The following is a 3,066-nucleotide window of genomic DNA, read 5'->3' on the forward strand; positions in this document are numbered from 1 at the left end:
GCCTGTTCGACGTCCGTGAACTCGACGCCGAGGCCTGCGGCGCGGCGGCCGCCGTCACGGAAGTAGACCTCGCCGAGCGCCTCGGCCGCCAGGCCGCGCAGCTGCTGTTCGCTCGCGCCGGCGTCCTGCGCATCGAGGAGCCGGGCCGCGTGGTGCGGCGGCAGCGCGAGGGTGAGGTGGCGGACGCGGGCGTCGTCGGTGGTGCCGGGTGCGGCGGTGAAGCCGAACCGGGCCCGGGTGTGGATGACCAGGCCGGTGCTGGCTGCGGCCTGTTTACGGGCACGGTCACGGACACGAGGCTGCCAGCGCTGTCGCACGGCGTCCTCCAGGCGCTGCGCGAGGTCGGCGCGCGGGCGGCGGATCTGGTCCTTCACGTACCGCTCGACGGTTCGCTGCGAGACGCCGAGCAGGCCGGCCACCGCGCGGGTGCCTTTGAGTTGCTTGACCAGGTAGCGCATCTGCGCGCCGGCCGACTTGGGGATGGGCCGGGTGAACGCGCCCTGGACGGCGCGGTTGAGGCCGTCTCCGATGATGCCCATGCGGGCCTCCGTTCATGATCGGCTGTGTGGGCCGCTGAGCGCCGATCTCGCTGCCGTGCGAGGCGATGGCCCCGTGGAAGGAGATCGGCGCTCTGAGTGCCACTCAGGGTCGTTGGTGATCAGGTTTGGGCCATGTCGACGAAGCGGGAGTAGTGCAACTGGCTGGCGACGGTGATCGTGGCGGTGGGGCCGTTGCGGTGCTTGTCGAAGATCAGCTCGACTTCGCCAGCCTGCGGGGATTCCTTCTCGTAGGCGTCGTCGCGGTACAGCAGGATCACGATGTCGGCATCCTGCTCAATGGCTCCGGACTCGCGCAGGTCCGCCTTGGTGGGGCGCTTTTCGGCTCGCGACTCGGGGCCGCGGTTGAGCTGGGCGAGGGTGATGATCGGCAGCCGGAGTTCCTTGGCGAGCCGCTTGAGGGACGTGCTGATCTCTGCGACTTCCCGTTCGCGTGACTCCGGTCGTCGGCCGCCGAGGGTGATGAGCTGCATGTAGTCGATGACGACCAGGCCCAGGTCGGGCTGGCGGGCCTTGAGACGGCGCAGCTTGGCCTGGATGGTGCCGAGTGTGTTGGCGGACTCGTTGATGTAGAGCGGCGCTGCCTGGATGTCGGGCAGACGGCGCGCCATCCTGGTCCAGTCCTCGTCGGTGGTCTGTCCGGAGCGCAAGTGGTGCAGGGCGACGCGGCATTCTGCGGACAGCAGGCGCATGTTGAGTTCGTCCACGCCCATCTCCAGTGAGATGAAGGCGGCGGGGATGCCCTGCTTGATCGCGCAGGCCCGGGCCATGTCCATCGCCAGGGTGGACTTGCCCATGCCAGGGCGGCCGGCAATGACGATCATCTGGCCTGGTTGCAGGCCGCTGGTGAGGCTGTCAACGTCGATGAACCCGGTGGACAGGCCCGTTAGGCCGGTGCCGTTCTTGGCCTGGTCGATGGTGTCGAGGGTGCCCAGCATCGTGTCTGCGGGCAGCACGAAGTCGTCGTCCTGGCGCGCGCCTTCCACCACGGTGGCGATCTTCGCGGCGGCTTCGGCGACCAGTTCGTCGCTGTCGCCGCGACCGGCATAGGCGGCCTCGGTGATAGTCACTCCGGCTTCTGCCAAGCGGCGCAGCACGGCCTTTTCCTTGACGATTGCGGCGTGGTACGGGCCGGTGGCGGGGGTGTCCACGCTCTGCAGTAGCTCGTGCAGGTATGGGGCGCCGCCGACCTTGCCCAGGTCGCCGCTCTTGGTCAGGGCGTCGGTCAGTGCGATCGGGTCGCAGGGCAGGTTCTGGCTGCGTAGGGCGAGGATCATCCGGTGGATGATCTGGTGCCGGGGGACGAAGTGGTCCTCCGGCTGGAGGACGTCCTGGCACTCGATGGCTGCCGAGTCAGACAGCATCATGCTGCCCAGGACGGACTGTTCAGCGGGCACGGCCTGCGGCGGCACCCGGGTGAACGCAGTCTCCTGGTCGTCCGGCGGTAGGGTCGTTGTCATGGTCTCTCCTGAGTTCTGGCGGCCCCCGGACCGGCCAAGGTATCGGGCGCCGCTTTGGGTTTTCAGCGGCGGTGAAGCGGTGCCTACAGGGCGGGCTGGTGCAGGTTGTCCAGCAGATCCTTGAGGTTGCGGCTGGTTACGGCCCCGGCCCCGTCGGGGCGGGGGCGCGGCTCATCGCCAGCAGCGGCCTGCTCCGGGACGGCCGGGGGCTGCGGACCATCGGCAGGTGGCTCGTGACGGCACAGCGCGAACCGGCCGTCGCCCGTCTCGTACTGGCCCCAGGCGTCGCACTGGGGACACGCGTCGATGGCGGCCTGCTGCGGCGAGACACCTCGGCGTGACGGGCGGGCCTGAGCCTTCTTGCGGTACGGCAGACGGCCGATGCGGTGCGTCTCCAGCAGCAGCTCGTGGTTGTGGGCCCCGCCCGGGTTCGCCATCAACTTCTCCCGCAGTTCGTCGTCGAACGCCCACCCGCGCTCCACGGCGTTCGCCGCCAGTTTCGGGGCCAGGCGCTGCGCGGATTCCGGACTCAAGTCCCACGGGTGCGTGAGCGACAGCAGCAGCTCCCGGGCCTGCGCGACGGCCTCCGGATCAGTCGGCGGCGTGGTAGGAGCATCCTCGGGCGAGGCGGGTGCCGCCGGAGCCTTTGGCCTGCTGGCGACCTCCGGCAGCACGGTCTGCCGGGGCATGGCAGTGCCGGCCGCACGCACGGCGGCAAACCGGGGGAGGTCCTCGATCCGCTCCCGCAGCACCCCCATGGGCTCCTTGCGGGTACGGCGGGTCAGGTGCGTGGCCAGAGCACGGCCCAGCTCCCAGCCCTGCGTGTCGGCTGCCTCCACGAGCAGCGGCGCCAGCTCCCGAACTGACTTGCGACCGCAGGCCCACCGTCCCGGCAGTCCGGCCAGCAGCTCACCGGCTGCCGCAAGGCGCACCGGGTCCGTGACGGATGTGCCTGCTGGTGCCGTGGAGGGGTTTGGGGAGGAGGAATTCTCCTCCTCCCTACGGGGGGGAGTGGGGGGGGCGACGGACCCGGGCCCGGCAATGCCGTC

General features: G+C 70.2%; 3 protein-coding genes. All 3 read right to left on the bottom strand.

The features are described from left to right. On the bottom strand, positions 1-539 hold a 539-nt coding region (locus tag AB0E98_RS33465; RefSeq protein ID WP_361710246.1), incomplete at its 3' end, for an XRE family transcriptional regulator. A 119-nt stretch (positions 540-658) separates the two neighbouring features. Then, on the bottom strand, positions 659-2,017 hold the full coding sequence (gene dnaB / locus AB0E98_RS33470) for a replicative DNA helicase (RefSeq protein WP_359516182.1): 1,359 nt from the start codon (positions 2,015-2,017) through the stop codon (positions 659-661). A gap of 83 nt (positions 2,018-2,100) precedes the next feature. Continuing rightward, positions 2,101-2,949 carry a hypothetical protein gene (locus tag AB0E98_RS33475; protein WP_361710248.1) on the bottom strand — a complete coding sequence of 283 codons (849 nt, stop codon included), beginning with the start codon at positions 2,947-2,949 and terminating at the stop codon, positions 2,101-2,103. Positions 2,950-3,066 lie beyond the last annotated feature (117 nt).

Source organism: Streptomyces sp. NPDC037389 (genome assembly GCF_040636475.1).
Lineage (GTDB): Bacteria > Actinomycetota > Actinomycetes > Streptomycetales > Streptomycetaceae > Streptomyces > Streptomyces hesseae.